General features: G+C 35.8%; 23 protein-coding genes. 20 read left to right on the top strand and 3 right to left on the bottom strand.

From position 1 onward, the window contains the following. Positions 1 to 588: 588 nt before the first annotated feature. From SOM16_RS14945 to SOM16_RS15010, 14 genes are all read left to right on the top strand, one after another. Positions 589 to 1161, top strand: coding sequence for a hypothetical protein (locus tag SOM16_RS14945; RefSeq protein ID WP_320464800.1), 573 nt, complete (start codon positions 589 to 591; stop codon positions 1159 to 1161). 9 nt (positions 1162 to 1170) lie between these two features. After that, complete coding sequence (locus SOM16_RS14950) at positions 1171 to 1887, top strand: hypothetical protein (protein WP_320464801.1); 717 nt, start codon at positions 1171 to 1173, stop codon at positions 1885 to 1887. A 33-nt stretch (positions 1888 to 1920) separates the two neighbouring features. Beyond that, the gene (locus SOM16_RS14955; protein WP_320464802.1) at positions 1921 to 3726 is read left to right on the top strand and encodes a type VI secretion system Vgr family protein; all 1806 of its coding nucleotides are present in this window, start codon (positions 1921 to 1923) and stop codon (positions 3724 to 3726) included. Between the two features lie 2 nt (positions 3727 to 3728). Further along, entirely contained in the window at positions 3729 to 4664 is a 936-nt protein-coding gene (locus SOM16_RS14960) for a hypothetical protein (RefSeq protein ID WP_320464803.1), read from the top strand. A gap of 135 nt (positions 4665 to 4799) precedes the next feature. After that, on the top strand, positions 4800 to 5228 hold the full coding sequence (locus tag SOM16_RS14965; protein ID WP_320464804.1) for a hypothetical protein: 429 nt from the start codon (positions 4800 to 4802) through the stop codon (positions 5226 to 5228). Between the two features lie 209 nt (positions 5229 to 5437). Further along, on the top strand, positions 5438 to 5782 hold the full coding sequence (locus tag SOM16_RS14970; RefSeq protein ID WP_320464805.1) for a hypothetical protein: 345 nt from the start codon (positions 5438 to 5440) through the stop codon (positions 5780 to 5782). A 36-nt stretch (positions 5783 to 5818) separates the two neighbouring features. Beyond that, positions 5819 to 6367, top strand: coding sequence for a hypothetical protein (locus SOM16_RS14975; protein ID WP_320464806.1), 549 nt, complete (start codon positions 5819 to 5821; stop codon positions 6365 to 6367). Next, positions 6364 to 7653 (top strand): hypothetical protein, encoded by a 1290-nt coding sequence (locus tag SOM16_RS14980; RefSeq protein WP_320464807.1) that lies wholly within the window; start codon positions 6364 to 6366, stop codon positions 7651 to 7653. The genes SOM16_RS14975 and SOM16_RS14980 overlap by 4 nt, the downstream gene beginning before the upstream one ends. Positions 7654 to 8002: 349 nt before the next feature. Beyond that, positions 8003 to 8632, top strand: a complete 630-nt coding sequence (locus SOM16_RS14985) for a hypothetical protein (RefSeq protein WP_320464808.1) — start codon at positions 8003 to 8005, stop codon at positions 8630 to 8632. Further along, positions 8629 to 9258 carry a hypothetical protein gene (locus SOM16_RS14990; RefSeq protein ID WP_320464809.1) on the top strand — a complete coding sequence of 210 codons (630 nt, stop codon included), beginning with the start codon at positions 8629 to 8631 and terminating at the stop codon, positions 9256 to 9258. Before SOM16_RS14985 ends, SOM16_RS14990 begins: the two co-directional genes overlap by 4 nt. A gap of 385 nt (positions 9259 to 9643) precedes the next feature. Beyond that, positions 9644 to 10591, top strand: coding sequence for a TIGR01212 family radical SAM protein (locus SOM16_RS14995; protein ID WP_320464810.1), 948 nt, complete (start codon positions 9644 to 9646; stop codon positions 10589 to 10591). Between the two features lie 345 nt (positions 10592 to 10936). After that, the gene (locus SOM16_RS15000) at positions 10937 to 12343 is read left to right on the top strand and encodes an ammonium transporter (protein ID WP_320464811.1); all 1407 of its coding nucleotides are present in this window, start codon (positions 10937 to 10939) and stop codon (positions 12341 to 12343) included. A gap of 36 nt (positions 12344 to 12379) precedes the next feature. After that, the gene (locus SOM16_RS15005) at positions 12380 to 13396 is read left to right on the top strand and encodes a porin (protein WP_320464812.1); all 1017 of its coding nucleotides are present in this window, start codon (positions 12380 to 12382) and stop codon (positions 13394 to 13396) included. A gap of 88 nt (positions 13397 to 13484) precedes the next feature. Next, on the top strand, positions 13485 to 14063 hold the full coding sequence (locus tag SOM16_RS15010; protein ID WP_320464813.1) for a DUF4468 domain-containing protein: 579 nt from the start codon (positions 13485 to 13487) through the stop codon (positions 14061 to 14063). A 7-nt stretch (positions 14064 to 14070) separates the two neighbouring features. Here the strand turns inward: SOM16_RS15010 and SOM16_RS15015 are convergent, their stop codons facing one another. Both SOM16_RS15015 and SOM16_RS15020 read right to left on the bottom strand, forming a co-directional pair. After that, the gene (locus SOM16_RS15015) at positions 14071 to 14538 is read right to left on the bottom strand and encodes an SRPBCC family protein (protein WP_320464814.1); all 468 of its coding nucleotides are present in this window, start codon (positions 14536 to 14538) and stop codon (positions 14071 to 14073) included. A 409-nt stretch (positions 14539 to 14947) separates the two neighbouring features. After that, positions 14948 to 15421: a ribonuclease H-like YkuK family protein gene (locus SOM16_RS15020; RefSeq protein WP_088303276.1), complete on the bottom strand. Its 474-nt coding sequence runs from the start codon at positions 15419 to 15421 to the stop codon at positions 14948 to 14950. Between the two features lie 214 nt (positions 15422 to 15635). Between SOM16_RS15020 and SOM16_RS15025 the strand changes: the two genes are divergently transcribed. The 6 genes from SOM16_RS15025 (at position 15636) to SOM16_RS15050 (ending at position 19252) form a co-directional block, all read left to right on the top strand. After that, the gene (locus tag SOM16_RS15025; RefSeq protein WP_320464815.1) at positions 15636 to 15851 is read left to right on the top strand and encodes a hypothetical protein; all 216 of its coding nucleotides are present in this window, start codon (positions 15636 to 15638) and stop codon (positions 15849 to 15851) included. Between the two features lie 47 nt (positions 15852 to 15898). Beyond that, positions 15899 to 17203 carry a DEAD/DEAH box helicase gene (locus SOM16_RS15030; protein ID WP_320464816.1) on the top strand — a complete coding sequence of 435 codons (1305 nt, stop codon included), beginning with the start codon at positions 15899 to 15901 and terminating at the stop codon, positions 17201 to 17203. Between the two features lie 106 nt (positions 17204 to 17309). Next, positions 17310 to 17540, top strand: coding sequence for a DUF1456 family protein (locus SOM16_RS15035; RefSeq protein WP_121948305.1), 231 nt, complete (start codon positions 17310 to 17312; stop codon positions 17538 to 17540). A gap of 25 nt (positions 17541 to 17565) precedes the next feature. Next, positions 17566 to 18279 carry a GDSL-type esterase/lipase family protein gene (locus SOM16_RS15040; protein ID WP_320464817.1) on the top strand — a complete coding sequence of 238 codons (714 nt, stop codon included), beginning with the start codon at positions 17566 to 17568 and terminating at the stop codon, positions 18277 to 18279. 211 nt (positions 18280 to 18490) lie between these two features. Then, entirely contained in the window at positions 18491 to 18838 is a 348-nt protein-coding gene (locus SOM16_RS15045; RefSeq protein WP_320464818.1) for a hypothetical protein, read from the top strand. 18 nt (positions 18839 to 18856) lie between these two features. Beyond that, positions 18857 to 19252, top strand: a complete 396-nt coding sequence (locus SOM16_RS15050; RefSeq protein WP_320464819.1) for a hypothetical protein — start codon at positions 18857 to 18859, stop codon at positions 19250 to 19252. 157 nt (positions 19253 to 19409) lie between these two features. On the opposite strand, the gene ettA is transcribed toward SOM16_RS15050, so the two are convergent. Continuing rightward, entirely contained in the window at positions 19410 to 21089 is a 1680-nt protein-coding gene (ettA, locus tag SOM16_RS15055) for an energy-dependent translational throttle protein EttA (protein ID WP_320464820.1), read from the bottom strand. Positions 21090 to 21347: the final 258 nt, after the last annotated feature.

A 21347-nucleotide genomic window follows, 5' to 3' on the forward strand; every position in this document is an offset into this window, starting at 1 on the left:
GTTAGAAATATATCATTTAGACTACATTTATATTCGATTTTGTCTTGTGTTTGTTTATCTTTTCGCTACCTAACTGTATCTGGTTATTTATAGATTCGATAAGTTTTCCACATGCTTAGGTTTCGGAATATGCATTCTACTGCGGTTTATACAGTGTTTTAATTTTAATAGCTACAATTTTCCAGTTATCATTTTCTTTGCAATAGATTGATAAACATGATTTTGGCCTGATATTTGGATTTAAGCTGACGCGGTAGCCTTTCCTACCTTAACCAAATTTGTTAACCTCCAAACCTAAACCACATGGCTTTCATAGCTAGATTGAAGTTTTTTCGCGATCTTGATGATCGGTTTATTCCTTATAGGAAGCTAACCTGGCATCTAAATAATAACTGGCCATCGTCTATTGATCCAGCTGTTTCTTCCACTCATTCGAAAAGAAACCTCACACCCTATACCTGATTATTACTGGCATCCTATTAATCCACTAAAGCAGAAACTAATTTTATACTGCTGGTTTCGGATAGGTAAAAGTAGTATTCGCGTGAAATTTTCAATATCGTTTCAGGTTAATTAAATCTAGTATAAATGGTTTTTCCAGTTTCAAAATTCAAAATATTTCCTTTAGTTGTTTTAGCAGCTTTGCTTTGCAGTATTTTAAGTTGTAGTGGCGAACATCAGCATCAGGAAAGTAGTCATCAACCTGGGGATGTTACAGAAATTAAAGTGCCACGGCTTTTTCTTGCCTATATTGATTCTGTAACCAGGGTTCCTTTAAAGAAATTTAATGAAACGAATCTTATCGCGTTTAATCATGAATTTTCTAACCGCCTCCCATTAACAATGCATGATCCATCAAAAGTTGATAACGAAAAAAATATCGTGATGCAGGTTTATCATCATGGTAATGCTATTGATTCCATTCAAGCTGGTGCCATTTTTCTGCTTCCTAAAGTTATTTCAGACGCCTTATCTGTAGAAGATTTTACCCGCTATTTCGGAAAGATTAAGCCTGAGAAGCCATTGATAGGGGTAACGGCTCAGCCACTTCCGGTGCAAATTGATGTATTTCCGGGTACCTCACTTAAATTAACCTATAATGATCATGCAAACCTGGCTGAAGCAAAGGTGGTAACAGTAGAAGTTTTGAAATCAAAATAATTAACCAGAATGAAAACGCTTTTAAAACTTAAAGAATTTGATGCACATGGAGGCCCATCTGATGTAAAGATGGGAGGTGACGGACACGCACAAACTTCAACAACCGCAGGAAGGTTTGTAATTAAGAGCGTAGAAAAGCATGTTAGTTATGGCAGATATGCAATTTGGTCTGGCATAGCCTGGGGAACCTACGTTAAAATTGATGGCGGGATCGTGATGGTGAAATTAAATGGTACCTGGAAAAAGTTAACCGATGTAAATGCCAAATGGGCGCAGTATAAGAATGACCAGAAAGGGGTTAGAGATATGGTTTTACAATATCAACGTACACTTTATCCAAATTCTCCTATTCCTACCAAGTGGCTTTTTAACGACTTCGGGCATGTTTCCGTAAAGTATTTCAAAGATATTAACCATGATCGGCGAATGAATGGAAAGGAGCATATCATGGGCGACTTTATCCACACTACCCCCGTGGATGAGGCTTCAACTGCAAGCAGAAAAATATTCCAGCTGACAGAGTCGCATGGCTGCATCCATGTTAAACCAAATGATATCGACACCATGATTGGTAATGGTTACTTGAAGAAAGGAAATACCATTGAAGTTCATCCTTACACTAAAAAGGTTATCGATCCATCGCATAGGAGAGATACGGCAAACATGCCTTTTGAAGTGCATTTTTATCCAGGTATTTACAAAATTGTTATTTATAAATCGATCTAAATCTAGAACTGCTCTTTAGCAATATTATAAACTATGGAAAATAAACTTATTGTAGAAATTAATATAGAGGATGTTCCGATCATGCATTTTGCCTCATTTAATCTGTTGCAGGCATTTAATCAACATCACTATTTTGAGCTCCATTTTAATCATGATCAATTGGGTACTCCCGGATTAATCAACTTAGATGATAGCCGGGATTTTGTTGGTAAAACGCTTTCCGCATCCTTTGGACATTCACCGGAGCGAATGCAACACTTTGCCGGCCTGGTTACCAAAGTAGAACTTTCGCAAAGCCATGGTTACCATGGTGTGTTGATTGTAAGTGGGTATAGTCCGACTATTTTAATTGATCGGGGTGAAGATTTGGGCTCATATCTCGATAAGGATTTGGATGATATTGTAAAACTCGCCACCAATGATACCCCAGCCAATGATTTGAAAATCGTAGCAAACGCTTCCAGACAATCAACTATCGATTACCTGATTCAATATAAGGAAAGCGACTGGGCATTTCTGAACCGCTTATCGGGTGAATATCACGAATGGCTGTATTATGATGGCTTGCAGCTGAATTTCGGAAAACCAGATCAACAAAAAGACGTTGCCTTATTTTACGGACGTGATGTACACAACCTGCAATATGCCATGGAAGTTGCACCGATCAAAAATAAACGTTTTGCTTACAATCCGAAGCAAGATGAAATGTTGCATAGCGAAAGTACTGGTAAAGCAGAGGGCCATCCTGATCTGGCTCATGCGATAAAGGCATCAAACCTGATGTACAGTAAAACTTTCAATCAGCCTTCATTAATCCGGGTAGACAACGGAAGTGATATTAAAAGTCATGTAGAAAATGAGGAAAAGGCGCACATCAGCGAACTGTTAAAAGTAAATGCCAGTGGGGATAATGCTGAACTGGGCATTGGTACCATAGCAGAAATTACCATGAGCATCAGGCAGGAAATTGCATTTGCTACCGAAAGTCTGGGCAAATTCCTGATTACCAACATCAACCATCAAATTGACGGAACGGGTAAGTATAGCAATACTTTCGAAGGTTTGGTAGCTACCACCGAACGCTTGCTGGTAAAAAATTATGATAAGCCGAGTCCGGATATGCAACTGGCAGATGTGCTGGATAATGATGATCCACAAGGGCAGGGCCGGATTAAGGTGCGATTTAAGTGGGAATGCCAAACCAACGACCCTACAGAATGGTTAAGGGTAGTGAGTCCAAACGCCGGAAGTGGCGATACAGGTAAAAACAGGGGCTTTCACGTGATTCCTGAAAAAGGAGACCAGGTGGTGATTGCTTTTGAAGAAGGTAATGTTGCGCGGCCTGTAGTAATTGGCAGTGTTTACCATGGTAAGAGTGGCGATAGCAAGGGATTCAAAAATAGTAACACTAAAGGGTTAACCTCCAGGAAGGGAAGTGCACTAACCTTTGATGATTTAAACCATGCACTGAACCTGGGTACAAACGGTGCTAATTTTGTCAAGGTTGAAAACGGCCCGGGGCAAATTACGGCAGAATCTGCAGAGACAATTGTGATTAGGACAGGCGAGAGCAGCATCACGCTGAAAAAAGACGGAACGATTGATATTGTTGGGAAAGTGATTAACATTCAGGGCACGGATGCGATTAATGCGAATGCGGGTAAAATGCCAGGTACAGCGGTGAATATGGGTACAGTTGGTACAACTGCTGTAAACGTTGGTAGTAAAACTTACAATTTAGAATCGCAGGGAACGATTGTCGTTTGCTCGGATGCCACGATCTCGCAAACTTCAGGAGGTGTACAAACAATAACAGGTAGTCAAGTAGATATTAATTAATTATGAGTAGCAGATTTAAATTTTTTGATGAAGAAGAAATATCTTTTACAAATAATAGCTCAAACTCGGCTATTGAAAATAAAGCGGAAGATTACATTAAGCAAGGAGTTACTTTGGAAGCACGTTACAGATGTGAACAGATGAATATAACCAAGGTTGAAGATAATATTAGTTTTCATTGCACAACAAAGAAACAGTATCATTTAGAATACTATGAAACAAATAAAGCGAAAATAAGCTTAGAGCAATTTCTGTATAAAATAAATCCAGAAGTATTAAAGGATGCAATCATTGCTACCGAGCCTCTCGAATATAGTAAAGAAAATGTTATGTTAACCCTAAATAAGGACAATATAATTGAAAGTATTGTTAATTATACAGATATAAAAGATCAATGGGAAGCTTTTAAGCCGAAACTAATGCAAACAAGTTTCTACAAGGCATTATTACAACATGATTTTAAAGCTGCTGAAGGTTTTATCCTTGGGGGGGATACCGAATTTGGTTCGGAAGCGAACCTGATAAAAACTTATGAAAAAGCTTTTTTCTTTCATATACTATTCAATGACTATGATCCTTGGATTGATAGGCCAGTTAAGCAAAGGTTAAAATTCAATTCTCAGATATTTGTTAATGTTCCAATAGAGTTGGAATTAACCCATGGTATTATTGATGAAAATAACGAAACCGTAGAAATAATGACTGTAGGTAAATTGGTGAAGGACGGATTAGATAACGCTGTTTTGGAAGAACAATATAATAAGTTCTATAAGCCAATGATAGAATACGATTTTACCGAATATAATTATGAATATATCGTAAGGAGGATAATCGATAAAAAAACTACTTTAATCGTAAGTGCAAAAGCAAATTTAAAAGAAGAAGTAAAGTATAACTATCAATTTATCACTCAATTTGATTTGAAAAAAATAGATTAAATGAATTATGACGAGCAAAATCAATTTTAAGAAGGTAATTACTTACAAGCCTTATTTTTCTTATATTTTTATTCTTGTTTTGGCTGTCACTGTGTTCTTTTGTATAATGAATAGTTTTACGTTAAACCTACTGGATTGTTAATCTGTTTAGCTATTGTACTATTAGTCTATATATGGGGAAGTTTTTTAACTAGTAAGACTCTGGAATTGAGTATTGTAGGGGATAATTTAATTATCAGCGATGGAAAAAAAACAATTTCAATTAAACTTAGTGAAGTTAATGGATTTTACTTTCATGATGAGGCAGCCTTTAACCATTCAGACTCAACTAAAAAAAGCCTTGCTTCGTCTATAACAATATATTATAGAAATGGAAAGGTATTCGAGGCAAATGAGTATTCAGCGCTTTTTTTGGCTGAAAAGTATGATAAGGAAAGAAATGTCATGTTCAGGGCTTTTTTAAAAGCTTTAATAACCAAATTAAATTTTAAGCTGATCAGAAAGAGTAAGTTTCGTGCATTCAGTAATGCCCCTTCAAGCTGGTATGCGCAATCAAAAAATTAGAAAGTATGCAAAATTATAAAAATGAAAAATTCATTTTAAGGCCAGTGACGACGCTGCCATATTATGTAAATTATATTTTAGGATTCATTATTGCGGTTCCGTTGTTTTTTATATATAGTGAAATAGGCTTTCGTCATTTCGGAACATTTGGATTAATTTTCACGTTTTTTGTTTTTGGTATAATCATGCTTTTACTGATAAAATTTTTTATGACAAAAACTATAGTAGTTTATTTTGATCAGTGTTTTTTTTACATAGAAGAAAATAAAAAACAACTAAAAAAGTATAAGAAAACGGATATTTCAGGCTTTTACAGTTACGATTATGAACGGGTAGAAAAGTCGTTTATCTCTATCCAAATCAAATTAAGTAATGGGAAAAATATCAATTTAACAGATACGAGTACATCGCAAACTATAGATAAAGAAAAAGCAAAACTCTTAAGAAGATTTTTAATTACGGCAAAAAAGGAGTTAAACTTTTCGTTCGTAAATAAAAATAGTTTAAGGTCAATTCAAAAACTTGGTGCATGCTGGTATTCCAGGTTAGAATAAATTGATCAATTTTAATCCAGATTGATTATCAATACTATGAAACAGGAAATTGTAAATGATTTTGAGTTTAAAGATCTAATAACTTTAAAGCCATTAACCATAAATATAATCGTGCTATTGGTTGTAGCTGGTTCTTTTTGTTTATATTATATTTTGGTGGGAATCAACTTTAAGCTGTTTTTCATGATGATTACCTTCGCACTAATCGTTTTAGGGATTACTTTAATTCTAAAGGCTGCTTCCTCTACGGTTCATATATCTTTTACAAAGAACCCGCTAGCGATTAAAATTGACGATAAAATAAATGTGTACAAAAAAACTGATTTTATCGGTTTATATAGCATTAATTATAATTTATCTAAATCATCAAGAGTTGCTTTTGAAATACTTTTTAATAATAGAAAATCAATTTATGTTTCTGATTTCGAATTTAACGACAAAAAAGACCTGTCAAAAAACAAACAATTAAAGAAGATACTCAACCAATTTATTGAAGAAGTTGATTTGTTTGATTGTAAGATAGTTAAATCATTAAATCTCCACCGCATGGGGCAATATTTTTACTCTAAACCTAATGAATTATGAGCGCATCTTATATTCCTAAAAATGTTTATGCAGTCTGTACATTTCAAACAGACAGCGCAACGCGAAAATTTATTGATACCCGATCAGAAATCAGTGTTTTTTATAGCAAGGGTTCCAGAACTCTGTTGACAATTGAAGATAAAAACATTGATAAAGAGTTTCCGTGCAAAAGCCCCAAAAATGCAATGTGGAGTTTTTTAGCATTTGGAGCAGGATTAATCGTTGGAGCACTATTGCTTTCAAATCCTATAGGTTGGGTTATAGCTGCTGGCATTGGTGTAATGGCTATAGGCTTGTACCATGCTACACAAATTAGTCATAAATGTACAGGCGCATTAGGTAAGGGAAATTGGAAGATCGAACACCAAACCGTAAAGTTTAATAAGCAAAATGCGATTACACAAAATTCTATGTTGATATGTGATGCTGGCGGAATACTTTCGCCAATTTTCAGTCAAGCAGTTGCAGAAAAATATGCTGCAAGAATAGATGCTTTAAATAACAAAGAAATTTGGACTAACGGTATAGCTTCTTTTTTCGGTGGGGCTGGTGCGGTTTTAGCTTTTGGAGAAGCTGCGGGTGCATGGGGAGTAACTAAAGTTGCTTTATGGATGGGTGGAACGATGGGGGCCGTAACTGTTGCGTCTTATGGAGAGCGTGAAGCGATTCGGTCAACCGCATTGAGTGATAATCAGCATTATCAAAACATGAATGAGGTTGATAATAATGAGATCCTTCCTGGATTTATAAAAGACCCGACTGGATCAACTCCAGGAGATTTGGGAAGCCCTGATATAATGGAAGTCGATGGCAAAACAGGTTGGTTTGCTAAAGACCCTTCTGGGAAATTAATAGTTTTTTTTAACGGACGGCAGTATATAAAGGACATCAAAGGAAATTATACGGAATTAAAACAGGGATCTCAACTGGCGGGAGATCTTAAAAAGATCGAAAATGTTGATCCTAGAGAAATGTATAAAAATGCGCAGGCAAAACAAATTGTTGAAAATATAAGGCAGGGTAAATACTCGGAGAGTTTGGTGAAATCATCAATTGACGGAAATAATGTTGTAAGGCCAAGAGATTTGATCAAAGTGTTACCTGATCTAAAAGCGATCAAACTGCAAAACATAAAAAATCTAGGTAAATTAACCGTTAAAGGAGGGGGGCTTATCGCTTTTGTTTTTCCTTTTGTAGCTACCTGGTTTTCAGAACAATCTAGGATGGAACTGGCTAATGCAATGGCGGAAGATATGAATAATGGTATTGCAGTAGTTAGTGGGTAATTATTGTAATTTTTCTAAAAGCATTTAGGAACAGTACTTAACTTACATTATGCCGAAATTATTTGTTTTAAGTTATCAATAATTGCCCAATTTTTCTAATTTACAATGGCCAAGTTTTATGGGGGGGCGTCACAGATATAATGTTACTGAGTATCTCAGGTTTTATAAGGATAAAAAAAAGTATGATTAGGGCTCACTGGAGCGGTAGCTATTTTTTTTATTGAGAATGCTGCTAATGAAAAAGCGGATAAGCTACTTAATAATGTTGTTAAAGAATTGCTAATATTAAGAAAGGGATGACTATGGCATTCAGTGAGTAAATATTGTAGGAGATAATAATTATATAAATATGAGGTGGTTCAAAGGTATGGGAGGTCTTATGGGTTATTTAATTGGTGCAATCATTGTTTTGCCAATTATTATTTTTGTTTGGAATAAATATTTTCTTAAGAAGAATAATGACGCAGATTCATTCACTAAATCCTATATATCTAATGTAGTAGAGGTCAATATTCATATTCCTAAATCAAGAGGGCTGCCAGTTGGTGAGTATCCATATCAGGATGAATTAATTAATACTAAGATAGCTGCAAAAAATATGGCTAAAGACGCAACTAGTCGGTTACACTATGCATTTAGAGATGTGTTTGATAATGTGACGAAAAGGAATATACGCATAGTAATGTTTGATATTAATCGTAGTTTTTGGTATGATATCGGAGACTCTACCGTAATTCTCAAAGTAAACAAAGATGATTTCAATAGCCCAGAATACGGCACCAAAGAAAAGCCCCTAATATGCTTTAGCTTAAGAGGTGCGAATAGACCTTTAACGGCTATAGGTAGCGGTGTAAAGGATAGTGGTAAAATTTATAACATAGATACCTCACCCAAACAGTTCGATTATAATGTGTATATGTACCTTACTTATGTAATGCCGAAAGAGGAATTTGAGGATCGCTTTGAGAAAGGTAAATGAGGTGTTTAAAGAATATAGGTGGGGCTTTAGGCTATATTATTGGTGCTATGTTATTCTTACCATTAATAATCTTTATTTATAACAAATATTTTATCAAAGAAAACGATAATGTAGAGCCATTTATAAAGCCTTATATAGAAAATGTTATAGAGTTGAAGTTTAAAATGCCGAACACTAGTGATATGCCATTTGATAAAAACCCTTTTATAAGCGAACAGATTGAAAATAAATTGGTTAGAAAAAATATGACAGGAAGCAACAGTAAGTTATCCTATTATCGTTATCAAGATATTTATTCGCCATTCTACAAAAGGCACATTAGGATTGGAATGGTAGATTTGACCACGCTTTTTTGGAATGACATAGGTGACTCTACCGTAATGCTCAAAGTAAACAAAGATGATTTCAATAGCCCAGAATACGGCACCAAAGAAAAGCCCCTAATGTGCTTTAGCTTAAGAGGTGCAAATAGACCTTTAACGGCTATAGGTAGCGGTGTTAAGGATAGCGGTAAAATTTATAATATAGATACCTCACCCAAACAGTTCGATTATAATGTGTATATGTACCTTACTTATGTAATGCCGAAAGAGGAATTTGCGGATCGCTGTGAGAAAGGTAAATGAGACTATTTATGGCTGAAAGATATGATCAGCAAAAGAACTTAATGTTCAGGAACTTTCTTAATGCCTTATTAATTAAATTGGATTTCAAACTGATCACGAAGAATAAATTTCGTGCATTCAGTAATGCCCCTTCAAGCTGGTATGCAAATTAAAATAACTGGAAGCTTTCTGTTGTTTAATCATAATCATAAATAAATTGCATTCTGCCCTCCTTGTATGTTTGGATTTTTTAAATCTGGTCTGGTTATGAATTCTATTTTGAATCGCAGACATTAAGCGCGCCTTCTTTCTTGGCAGAAGTTATTTTGAAGCAAAGTGTAATCTCATTATAACTCTTCATTATCCTTAACTGAATGTTAATAAGTATTCTGTATTTTTGCAGGCAATGGGAACACTCGTAGATTTAGGTATAAAAGGATATAAAAATTACGGCACACATTTACGCGAAAAGTATAAAGGCCAACGTGTATTTAAAGTAATTGTAGATGGAGGATTTACTTGTCCTAACCGGGATGGGAGCAAAGGTTTTGGTGGTTGTACTTATTGCAATGTAGATTCTTTTACGCCGGAACCCTCACGCCAAAATCCAAATATCAAAGATCAGTTGTTAGAAGGCATGACCAGGGCAAAAGCTTCTTACCGTGCAGATAAATATATTGTATACTTTCAGCCCAACACCAATACGTATGCACCAGTACATTATTTGAAAATGATGTATGATGAAGCCTTATCAATCAACACAGAAGATATTGTGGGTTTCTCAGTAGGTACGCGGCCAGATTGTATTGATGCTGAAAAGGTTGCGCTGTTAGAAAGCTATACTGATCGGTTCGATGTTGATTTAGAAATGGGTATGGAGTCTATTTACGATGAAACACTAGATCAAATTAATAGAGGTTGTAGTCATGGAGAATTTGTGGCGGCAGTAAAACTTTTAGAAAACAGTAAACTAGAGCTTTGCGTGCATACTATTTTCGGTTTTCCATGGGAGACTAGAGAACAAATGCATGGCTATATTCATGAAATCAATCGGTTTCCACAGATTAAGTTTGTAAAATTCCACCATCTTCATGTAGTAGAAGGATCTATTATGGGTGCTAAGTATAAGAAAGAACCCTTTAAGCTATTCACTTTAGAAGAGTACACTGATTTGTTATGTGAGCTGATTCCTATGTTGCGTCCGGATATCGTTATTCAACGATTGTTTGGTATTTCTGACTGGGATTTACTTATCGCGCCAAACTGGGGCCTGAATAAATCGGCAATTCAAACCTATATGGATAAAGAAATAGAAAAAAGAGGAGTTGTTCAAGGATCTCGATATTTTGCTTAATAATTCATATTTTATTGAAAAAAGTATAAAAACCTATGATTTTTCATGGGTTTTTTGTGTTTATAGGTCTTTTTTGTCATGTATTTCGCTAGATATGCCTGAATTTAGCTGGTTTTGCTAAATCGTTGAATTTTGTTTTTATTAAAAAATGCTATTAAAATCAGTGGTATTTTCTTGAATTTGTATTTAATCGCGTTTTATTTGTTTGGTTTTATAAAAATGTTATGATTTTATTAGAAAATTTTCATTTTATGATGTAAAATTTACAATATGTCGTATTTTTATGAAAATAAATTGATAATAATTTAACTATTTGTATCGGACAAACTAATTAAACTAAAAAAGATGATTAAACTTTCCTTAAAACAGTATGCGCCTTTCGCGATTTTATTAATCGTTGCGATTTTCGCCTTATTTATTCCACTGCTTCCTAATTTTGATGAAGGAAAATATAGTGGTCCGGATATGGCGTTCATTTTAATTGCTGCGGCATTAGTATTTTTAATGACACCAGGCTTAGCTTTTTTCTACGGCGGTATGGTTCACAGGAAAAATGTACTCTCAACCATGATTAAAAGTGTAGTTGCCGCAGGTGTAATTACTGTGCTTTGGGTTGTTGTAGGTTTTAGTTTAGCATTTGGCGACACCATTGGTGGCTTTATAGGAAACCCATCAACCTTCTTGTTTTTTAAGAATGTAAATTCAGGAGCACCACATTTACAAGGCGGATCAGATTTAACCATCCCACTTTCCTTATTTGCTGTTTTCCAACTCATGTTTGCTATCATCACTCCAGGTTTGGTTGTTGGTGCAGTTGCTGAACGTATTCGTTTTACTTCTTATATCTTATTTATCGTATTGTTCGCGGTATTTGTGTATTCTCCATTGGCACATTGGACATGGCATCCAGAAGGTTTCTTGTTAAAGATGGGTGTGTTAGATTTTGCTGGTGGTACTGTTGTGCATATATCTGCCGGTATGGCTGCATTGGCAGGCGCATTGGTTTTGAAGCGTAGAAAATCACACATGGAACATAAAGAAGTTCCACCTGCAAATATTCCTTATGTATTAATTGGTACAGGTTTATTATGGTTTGGTTGGTTCGGTTTCAACGCAGGTTCTGCATTGGGCGCAAGTAGTTTAGCGGTTTCAGCGTTCTTAACTACTAACACTGCTGCGGGTGCTGCAGGTTTATCCTGGATGTTTTTTGATGTTGCAAGAGGTAAAAAACCATCAGTTTTAGGTTTCTGTATCGGCGCTGTAGTTGGTTTGGTAGCCATTACACCAGGAGCAGGTTTTGTAAGTATTCCATCAAGTATATTCATAGGTGTTATTGCTGCGGTTATTTCTAATCTGGTTGTTTCATGGAAACAAAAAACCAGCTTAGATGATACTTTAGATGTATTTCCTTGTCATGGTGTTGGTGGTATTGTTGGGATGATTTTAACTGGCGTGTTTGCAACCAAAACAGTAAACAGCCTGGGCGCTGATGGTTTATTCTATGGCAATCCGGAGTTTTTCTTTACGCAGGTTAAAGGCGCCGCAATTGTAATCATATTCAGCTTCGTGGTATCCTTTATCATTTTCAAATTTATTAACCTGATTCAGCCGATTCGTGTATCTGAAGAAGAAGAAGAAATGGGACTTGATGAGTCGCAACACAATGAGAAATATTCTCAAGGTACTTTATTAGTCGAAGAAAGAGCGATTTATATCGAAAGAAACAGTCCGCTTACCGAACCAATTTCTTAAGCAAGAAAATTATATCTAAACCCAAATAGCTCAAACATGAAGAAATTTTTAACTGCTATAGTTGCTATGGCCAGCACTACGTGTGCCCTCGCTCAAGAGGCACCAACCTCACCACTTGAAATTTCAGGATCTGTGGATACGTATTTTAAGTATGACTTTGCAAAGCAGCCAAATATTAAAACCTCTTTCGCCTCAGATCATAATTCTGTATCATTAGGGATGATTGATTTAGTGCTTAAGAAAAGAACGGGTAAAGCCTCATTTGTTGGTGAGCTATCTTTCGGTCCTCGCGGCCAGGCGCAATCACTGCTTAATGCAGCAGAAGACGTTTCTTCTTTTCATATTCAGAACTTGTATGTAAATTATGATTTTACAGAGAAATTTTCAATGACTGCAGGTTACATGGGAACATTTATTGGCTATGAAGTAATTTCACCAGTAGGTAATTTCAATTATTCAACTTCTTATTTATTTACAAACGGTCCTTTCCAGAATGCTGGTATAAAGGCAACCTACAAATTCTCAGATAAAGTAAGCTTAATGGCTGGTTTATTTAATGACTGGAATGTTTATACTGCAACCCGTGGAGTATCCAGTATTGGCGGACAGTTAATGGTTTCTCCTGTTGAGGGATGGACCGCTTACTTAAACGTACTGTCTGGTGCAGGAGCAGGCGGTTACGGAACTATCGAAGATTTAATCACTTCTTATCAAATTTCAAAAGCATTTAAGTTAGGTTTAAATGCCGCTAATTATGATATTGATAATGATGGCGGTGGTTACGCTGGTGTAGCCCTTTATCCTCAGGTTGCCGTTGCTGATGCGGTAACACTTGGTTTAAGAGGAGAATATTTTAAATATAAAGAAGTTGCTGGTGTTGCGGGTGATAAATATACCGCTGTCACTTTTACTGCAAACATCAAATCAGGAGGATTAACCTTTATACCAGAAGTAAGATTGGATCACAATGGGAATAAGCCATTTTTGAAAGATAACGGAATGGCAGCGCCAAATGCTGGCCAGTTCTCTCTTGCAGCAGTTTATGCTTTTTAAATTTAGTTGTTTTTAATATCAGGCCGCCAGCAACATACTGGCGGCTTTTTGTTAACTTTAAATATTACAATACCTTCAACGTAAATCAATGAAATACTTCTTCCTCCTGGTAATTACTTTATTTTCAATTCACCTATTTGCGCAGCAAAAACAATTTGCTACAGATGAGAATGGTAAGTTTATCTATTATAAGGTTGTTGATTCGCAGAAGATCAACAAAGAAGTAATCATTCAACGAACCAAAGGCTTTGTGAGTAGCCAAAAAAAATCCATTAAAACGGTAACCAAAACAGATTCATCAATTTTTGCTAAAGGAACATTAATTATTGATAAAACGGTGTTGGTAGTCGGTCATCCAAGTGGCGAAGTAAATTATAACTTAACAGTTGAAGCCAGAAATGGGAAATATAGATTCTGGCTTACCGATTTTGAATTTATTCCCTATCAAAGAGATCGATATGGCAATTTTGTAGCCACAACCAATGTAGGTATATCTTTAGGGAGAAAGGTAGACAAGCTAACGGCAAGTCAATGGAAAGATATTCAGGTTACCGCTTATTCGAAAGTAGAGAAGCTGGCTGAAAGTTTAAAAACAGCAATTGCTACCGATGTTTTGGTAAAAGTGCCAACCAAACCAATCGAAACTATTTCCACAAAAAAGTGGTAAGAATTAACTATATCTTTCCGAAAATTTCTTCTACTTTTTTATATCTGAAATCAAAAATCCCTTTTATCTTATTCTCTACCACAAGGCTATTTGCCAGCAATCCGATTGGGCCCCATCCTATTCCGTAATGAAGTAAATCTTTCATTAGTACCCCATTTTCAGTACCTAAGAAATGATGTTGATGGTGCCAGAACGCAAATGGACCAAACCGTTGTTCATCAATAAAATATTCTTTGTCTTTTACGTGCGTAATTTCTGTCATCCAGTTGAGCTTAATGCCAAGCAGGGGAGATACTTTATAGGTGATAATTAAGCCTGGATACATTTTGGTGTTGGCCATGTTAGGGGTAGTAACATCGAAAGTCATGTCTTTCGGTGTTATCTCTGCTAAATTTAATGGCGATGAGAAAAAATCCCAGGCGGTATCTAAACTTACTGGTATTTCTTGAGTAAACTCTATTCGGTATGTTTTCAATTTTCTGCTTTAAGGCTTAACAGTTGATGAGGTGTTTTGTTATGGATGGTGATGATTATTTCTTTGATGGTTAACCGCAAGGTAAGGAGCGAAGAATGTTAAGCAGGTATTATCTCATCGTATCATTAGCCGTTTAACCGCAAAGTTCGCAAAGTAAGGAGCAAAGAACGCTAAGCAGGTGTTGTCTCATCCTATGATTAGCAATTTAACCGCAAAGTTCGCAAGGGAAGGAGTAAAGAACACTAAGCAGGTGTTATCTTATTCTATGATTAGCAATTAATAGGAATGACTTCGCAGAAGCCAGTCATATGCACAGTTGAATAGTAAAGCAGGTAACATCAGCTTTGCTTTCAGCTTTAACCAATTATTAGCACGCTAAATAATTGGTTAAAGCTGATTATTTTAATTTTTAGTGCACCATTTTATCGGCGCAGGTAGAGCTTGCAAAGGCTTCTGGTTTGGCTTTAAAAATAAAACCCATGCTCATAATGTATCCCATTGCATCATTAAGTGCTTTGTTTGATTTAAATAAAGGATTGGTATTGATATCTGCATGTACCTCGAGCGCTACATCATAAACATCCAGCAGATCGCAAATGGAATAAGCCGTTTCGATAGATTTTTGAACTTCCACCAGCATTCTTTCTTTAATGCTCACCTGTTGTGTGCTTTTTTCCTGATGGATGTACATGAAGCCACCATGGTGCTCCCTTAAAAGTACAATAACAGTTGCAAAATCGGTAATGGCACCTTTCACCTGTGAGTCGGTTCCAATACAGACTTTTAGTTTGAAACCTTTTTCGGTTTCTCTGATAATAGATTTTTCGATTTCTTCGTGGATAGAAGATTGAATAATTTCACCACTAAATTTTTTCCAGGTCATACACAGTTTTATTGAGGTTAATAAATGGTAATCAGCTTTTTATAAAAATAAGTGCTATAAATTAAATGTGTGTTAATGTTAAGTTGTTTATTTGCTAACAAATATTTAGTTATCAACAAGTTAGTTAATTATAGTGATATTGATTGCAGGTTTTATGAAACAAATTTTTCTGCATGTCGTTAGTATTATATTGTTAACCTAAAACAGAAATATTATGAGAGCCGAACTTATTCAGGAATTTCAGTTGTTACAAAATAGTAGAGCCAATAAATTTGATGATTTAACAGAAAGATTCAGATCTTCTGTAGATCAGGTTACCGAGCAGGTACATTCATCTGTTTTGAACAGGGGGAAAATGTTATTTCTTTTGGAGAAACGCTTAAATTTTTCCTTAATCCGAAGATTCAAAACAAAGTTTTTCAAGTTCTAGGCTTTCGTTACCTGCTATAGATTTATTAAATGTTTATCTTTGGCATAATGATAGAAAATGCCTTAAAAAGATTAAATATTACTGCGCTTAATGAAATGCAGGAAACTGCTGTTCAGCAAGGAAAACTTGGTCACGATATATTGTTAATCGCGCCAACCGGGTCTGGCAAAACATTGGCATTTTTACTCCCTTTATTGCTAAGCTTAAAAGTTGATGTTAAGGGAGTGCAGGCATTAATTTTGGTGCCATCAAGAGAACTTGCCTTACAAATTGAACAGGTTTTTAAGCAGATGGGTACACCCTTTAAGGTAAATTGCTGTTATGGAGGTCATGCCGTAAGGGTAGAGAAAAACAACCTTGCGCATCCTCCAGCAGTATTGATTGGAACACCCGGACGTATTGCCTATCATTTGGAGAATCATAATTTTGATGAGTCGTTCATAGAAACACTTATTTTAGATGAATTTGATAAATCGCTGGAGTTTGGTTTCGAAAAAGACATGTCGTACATTATCGGATCGCTCTATTCATTGAAGCAAAGAGTCCTCACCTCGGCAACGAAAATGGAAGAGATTCCGGCTTTTGTTAAGTTGAATAGGCCTGTGGCTATCGATTTTTCAAAAAACATACAGATTAAGCCTGATTTAAAACTGAAAAAGATTACATCTCCTGCAGCAGATAAGCTGGATGCGCTATTCAAACTTTTAAGTAAAATTGGGTCGAAAAATACACTTGTATTTTGTAATCACCGGGAAACGGTAGACCGGATTAGCGATTTGCTTTTTGAAAACGGATTGGCACATGATGTTTTTCATGGTGGAATGGAACAATTTGATCGGGAAAAAGCATTACTGAAATTTAGAAACGGAAGTCATAAAATATTAATTACCACAGATTTAGCAGCCAGGGGGCTGGATATTCCTGAAGTAGAATACATTGTACATTATCAATTGCCTTACACCGAAGATTCTTACATTCATAGAAATGGTAGAACCGCAAGGATGAATGCGAAAGGTACTGCTTATGTAGTGCTAACACCAGAAGAAAACTACAAATACCTGCCGGAAGATATTCAGGAAGAAGATTTATCAAAAAATTATAAGCTGCCTCAAGCAAGTGATTGGGTAACATTATATATTCCGAACGGCAAGAAAGATAAAATTAACAAAGTAGATATTGTAGGTGTTTTCCTAAAAAAAGGAGAACTGGAAAAAGATGATCTTGGATTAATCGAAGTGAAAGATTCTGCAAGTTACATTGCGGTAAAACGGAGCAAGGTAGAGCAGCTTTTGAAAGTGTTAAGCAATGAAAAAATTAAGGGTAAAAAACTAAAACTGGAGATAGCGAGTTGAGGTTTTTTAAAAGCTAAAAGCTAAAAGCTAAAAGCTAAAAGCTATTTTTCATTAGTTCATCGTAATTTTACTGCATCCAAACATTCAATCCTTCAATAATAAAAAAATGAGCAATAACGATATACTTAAAAAATTAAGGGTGGCACTGTCACTTAAAACGGATGACATTATTACGATCTGTGATCTGGTAGGGTTCAAAGTAACCAAGGCAGAATTGGGTGATATTTTTAGAAATGAAGATCACGAAAATTTTAAACCTTGCGGCGATCAGATTTTAAGAAATTTTTTAAACGGTCTGGTGATCTATAAAAGAGGACCAAGAGAAGAAAAAAAATAATATTCATTTTATGAAAATGTTTTCAATGAAACATTACGTACTCCTTGTTTTACTGGCATTATGTTCTTATGATAATTTTGCGCAAAAAAAAGAGGCCGAAAAAAAAGAAGACTTTTCTGATGATTGGGCTGCTTTATCTAAATATAAGAAAGAGAATGCAGCTTTACCTGCGCCCGCGGAAGGAGAGAAGAGGGTTGTCTTTTTAGGCAGTTCTATATTTGAGTTTTGGAAAGAAAAGGATCCGAAATATTTTAGTAATCAATCTTATATTGATCGGGGAGCAAGCGGACAAATTACGCCGCAACTGCTGCTCAGGTTCAGGCAAGATGTAATTAATTTGAAACCTGCTGCGGTGATTATTTTAGCAGGCAGCAACGATATTGCTGGTAATAAAGGGCATGTAACAAATGAAGGCATTGTGGAGCACATCAAATCGATGTCGGAATTGGCAAAACTTCATCAAATTAAAGTGATTCTTTGCAAATACTTACCTATTTACGAGTACCCATGGAATAAAGGTATTAAGCCAGCCGAAAAAATTGTTGATTTAAACAATATGATCGAAGCTTATGCGAAAGAAAATAATTTTACAGTATTAGATTATTGGACACCTTTGGTTGATCAGCGGAAAGGCCAAAAAGCAGAACTTACAGTAGATGGTGTGCATCCTAATTTAGCAGGATATAAAATTATGGAAAACGTAACTGAAAAAGCAATCGACCAAGCACTAGGCCGATAGAAGTAAATAAATCATTTTAACCCACAATTAACCTTGTGGGTTATTTTTTATATCAAACTTTCAATAATATTTGAAAATACAGAAAGTTGTGTTTATCTTTATATCGTTAAAGGAAAAACAGTTGCTCGGGTGATGGAAAGAATTTCAGTCTTAAGATCAAATTAAGCGCATTGTTCCTTTAAAATTACTTGTTACTGTAAATCAAATCAAGATGAATTACAATTTAATAGGATACAGCATTTTTATCACAATGATTGTTTTTACCATTGTTATTGTTGGGAAAATCTGCTATAGAAATGGTAATATCTTCGTGGCTGCGCTTATTCCAGCTCATTTGGATTTATGCCAGCAGATCAATAAAACACTTCTTGTTTGTTACTATCTGGTTAACATTGGTTATTGTACCATGACGCTCGTAAGTTGGGATACAATTACTTCGCCATTGCACCTGATAGAGATCTTGGCCATAAAATTAGCGGTGATTATCTGCATTTTATCCGTACTGCACTACGTTAATATTTTCTTACTTACCCACATCATTCATAAATTAATTAAATAACAATCTAAAAATTTAGTCATGGAAACTACCAAAATTTTAATCGGTTATGCTATTTACCTACCTGTAGCACTATTCTTAACATTATATGTTTCAAGAACATTATTTAAAAATAGTAAGATTTATATGCTTGATATTTTTAAGGGAAGGGAAGAGATTGCTGCTGCTACCAATAAACTTTTCGAAACAGGCTTTTATTTATTGAATATTGGATTTGCCTTGCTCATTATGAAGATCACGATTTATTCTAATAGCTATCAGCATTTGGTAGAAGCGTTAGGCTCAAAAATTGGGGGTTTTGCAATTTACCTTGGCCTCATGTTATTTATTAATCTTTATCTATTTTTTAGGGGTAAAAGAAAATCAAATGAAGCTCCAAAACCTACGCCTTTCCCTCCAACATTTGTTGGTCAATAAATAAAGAAGCTGGAATAACATTCAAATGAAGTCATTTAGCAGTTGCTCCAGCTCAATTTTAAACTTAAAAAGCTTAGACAACTTTAAGGCAAATCGCCATTGTAAGTTGTCTAAGCTTAATTTTAAGGATTGCGATTAATCCTTCCCGGTTGGGTTATTAATCTATTTTCTTATATCTGATTCGTTTCGGTGCTACATCTCCCAAACGTTTCTTGCGGTTTTCTTCATAATCTGAATAATTTCCTTCGAAGAAATATACTTCAGAGTTTCCTTCAAATGCCAGGATGTGCGTACAAATCCTGTCTAAGAACCACCTATCGTGACTAATGACTACAGCACAACCACCAAAGTTTTCCAATGCTTCTTCCAGGGCACGTAAGGTATTTACGTCGATATCATTGGTAGGCTCATCGAGTAATAGCACGTTTGCACCTTTTTTCAGTGTAATGGCCAGGTGAACCCGGTTACGTTCTCCACCGGATAGAATACCTACTTTTTTCTGCTGATCGCCGCCATTAAAGTTAAATTTAGAAACATAAGCACGTCCATTTACAGCTTTAGTGCCCAATTGAATATTGTCCAATCCATCAGTAATATTTTCATAAACTGTTTTATCTGCATCTAAATCATTGTGCATCTGATCTACATAACCCAATTCTACTGTATCGCCTACGCGGAAGGTGCCATTATCTGGTTCTTCCTGGCCAGTAATTAATCTGAACAGCGTGGTTTTACCCGCACCATTCGGGCCAATAATGCCAACAATTCCAGCTGGAGGAAGGGAGAAGTTCAGGTTATCAAATAAAACTTTGTCGCCATAGGCTTTTGTTACATTAGTCGCTTCGATTACCACATTCCCCAAACGAGGGCCGGCCGGAATGAAAAGCTCTAATTTATCTTCTCTTTCTCTTCCATCTTCTGATGCTAATTTATCGTAGTTGGCTAAACGTGCTTTCGATTTTGCATGGCGGGCTTTTGGAGCCATCCGTACCCATTCCAGCTCACGCTCCAGCGTTTTTTGTCGTTTACTTTCTGTTTTTTCCTCCTGAGATAAACGTTTAGCCTTCTGCTCTAGCCAACTGCTGTAATTTCCTTTCCACGGAATTCCTTCACCACGGTCTAATTCCAGAATCCATCCGGCTACATTATCTAGGAAATACCTATCGTGGGTAACGGCAATTACAGTTCCTTCGTAGTTTTTCAGGAATTGCTCCAGCCAATCGATACTTTCGGCATCCAGGTGATTTGTAGGTTCATCTAATAACAATACATCCGGCTTTTGTAATAACAAGCGGCACATGGCTACACGACGACGTTCACCTCCGGAAAGTACTCCAATTTTAGTTTCAGGATCAGGGCAACGCAAGGCATCCATGGCTCTTTCTAATTTAGAATCGAGTTCCCAGGCACCTATGGCATCAATTTTATCCTGTAATTCACCTTGTCTGGCCATTAATTTATCCATGGCATCAGGATCGGAATAATTTTCTTCCAGTCCGAAGGCTTCATTCACCTCTTCGTATTCCTTTAACGTTGCAATTACATCGGCAACACCTTCTTCTACTACCTCGCGAACTGTTTTTTCCGGATCAAGAATTGGCTCTTGGGCTAAGTAGCCTACGGAATAACCTGGAGAGAAAACCACTTCACCCTGATAAGTTTTATCTAAACCAGCAATAATTTTTAATAGTGATGATTTACCGGAGCCGTTTAAACCAATAACACCGATTTTAGCACCGTAAAAGAAAGAAAGGTAAATATTTTTTAAAACCTGTTTTTGTGGGGGGTAAATTTTGTTTACACCCGCCATTGAAAAGATTATTTTTTCGTCAGACATATTAATTGGTTATGTATTATTTAATGTGTTTTTTTTAAAGCGGTTTTATCCCAAAATCTACAGCTAGTTTCGCAAACAAACATGCAAAAAAAAGAAAGCAGGTAGAAATTCAAAACCCGAATGCAAAGATAGAAACAACATACCGAGAACAAAGTGATTTATAAAGTATAATGAGATTTTTGGCGATTGGAAATGAAGAAACAAATAGATTGTAGATGGTCTTTTTGTTTTTTAAGTAGCGATCTGAAAATTATAATT

It is taken from the genome of Pedobacter sp. CFBP9032 (assembly GCF_034045265.1).
In the GTDB taxonomy this organism is placed as follows: domain Bacteria; phylum Bacteroidota; class Bacteroidia; order Sphingobacteriales; family Sphingobacteriaceae; genus Pedobacter.

Coding starts and splice junctions, on each gene's coding strand:
- SOM16_RS14945 (WP_320464800.1), top strand. CDS start 589: ATGGTTTTTCCAGTTTCAAAATTCAAAATATTTCCTTTAGTTGTTTTA.
- SOM16_RS14950 (WP_320464801.1), top strand. CDS start 1,171: ATGAAAACGCTTTTAAAACTTAAAGAATTTGATGCACATGGAGGCCCA.
- SOM16_RS14955 (WP_320464802.1), top strand. CDS start 1,921: ATGGAAAATAAACTTATTGTAGAAATTAATATAGAGGATGTTCCGATC.
- SOM16_RS14960 (WP_320464803.1), top strand. CDS start 3,729: ATGAGTAGCAGATTTAAATTTTTTGATGAAGAAGAAATATCTTTTACA.
- SOM16_RS14970 (WP_320464805.1), top strand. CDS start 5,438: ATGACAAAAACTATAGTAGTTTATTTTGATCAGTGTTTTTTTTACATA.
- SOM16_RS14975 (WP_320464806.1), top strand. CDS start 5,819: ATGAAACAGGAAATTGTAAATGATTTTGAGTTTAAAGATCTAATAACT.
- SOM16_RS14980 (WP_320464807.1), top strand. CDS start 6,364: ATGAGCGCATCTTATATTCCTAAAAATGTTTATGCAGTCTGTACATTT.
- SOM16_RS14985 (WP_320464808.1), top strand. CDS start 8,003: ATGAGGTGGTTCAAAGGTATGGGAGGTCTTATGGGTTATTTAATTGGT.
- SOM16_RS14990 (WP_320464809.1), top strand. CDS start 8,629: ATGAGGTGTTTAAAGAATATAGGTGGGGCTTTAGGCTATATTATTGGT.
- SOM16_RS14995 (WP_320464810.1), top strand. CDS start 9,644: ATGGGAACACTCGTAGATTTAGGTATAAAAGGATATAAAAATTACGGC.
- SOM16_RS15000 (WP_320464811.1), top strand. CDS start 10,937: ATGATTAAACTTTCCTTAAAACAGTATGCGCCTTTCGCGATTTTATTA.
- SOM16_RS15005 (WP_320464812.1), top strand. CDS start 12,380: ATGAAGAAATTTTTAACTGCTATAGTTGCTATGGCCAGCACTACGTGT.
- SOM16_RS15010 (WP_320464813.1), top strand. CDS start 13,485: ATGAAATACTTCTTCCTCCTGGTAATTACTTTATTTTCAATTCACCTA.
- SOM16_RS15020 (WP_088303276.1), bottom strand. CDS start 15,421: ATGACCTGGAAAAAATTTAGTGGTGAAATTATTCAATCTTCTATCCAC.
- SOM16_RS15025 (WP_320464815.1), top strand. CDS start 15,636: ATGAGAGCCGAACTTATTCAGGAATTTCAGTTGTTACAAAATAGTAGA.
- SOM16_RS15030 (WP_320464816.1), top strand. CDS start 15,899: ATGATAGAAAATGCCTTAAAAAGATTAAATATTACTGCGCTTAATGAA.
- SOM16_RS15035 (WP_121948305.1), top strand. CDS start 17,310: ATGAGCAATAACGATATACTTAAAAAATTAAGGGTGGCACTGTCACTT.
- SOM16_RS15040 (WP_320464817.1), top strand. CDS start 17,566: ATGAAACATTACGTACTCCTTGTTTTACTGGCATTATGTTCTTATGAT.
- SOM16_RS15045 (WP_320464818.1), top strand. CDS start 18,491: ATGAATTACAATTTAATAGGATACAGCATTTTTATCACAATGATTGTT.
- SOM16_RS15050 (WP_320464819.1), top strand. CDS start 18,857: ATGGAAACTACCAAAATTTTAATCGGTTATGCTATTTACCTACCTGTA.
- ettA (WP_320464820.1), bottom strand. CDS start 21,089: ATGTCTGACGAAAAAATAATCTTTTCAATGGCGGGTGTAAACAAAATT.